Source organism: Sphingobium sp. LSP13-1-1.1 (assembly GCF_040676415.1).
Classification (GTDB): Bacteria; Pseudomonadota; Alphaproteobacteria; order Sphingomonadales; family Sphingomonadaceae; genus Sphingobium.
This window is the reverse complement of the sequence record NZ_JBEGHU010000085.1, coordinates 1-255: the sequence shown is the minus strand read 5'-3', so window position 1 is coordinate 255 and position 255 is coordinate 1. Positions and strand designations below refer to the sequence as shown.

Genomic DNA, 255 nt, shown 5'->3' with positions numbered 1-255 from the left:
CGTGCCCGATCTGGATCCCCATCTTGGCAACGCCATAGGTGCGGCAGAAATCCACGACCCGCTTCAGCGCGGCCTCATTCTCGTCCGAACACAGGGTGGCGCAGCGCGGCGAGATCCGGCCGTCCAGCGCGACGTTCGTCATTTCGACCATGACCAGGCCCGCGGCGCCCATCGACAAACCGCCCAGATGGGCCAGATGCCAGTCATTGGCAGAGCCCTCGTTGGAATTATACTGGCACATGGGCGAGACCACGA

Annotated in this window: 1 pseudogene; it reads right to left on the bottom strand. The window is 63.5% G+C overall.

The features are described 5' to 3' along the window. Positions 1-255: pseudogene (locus tag MRBLSP13_RS21550) on the bottom strand (hypothetical protein); the annotation flags it as partial.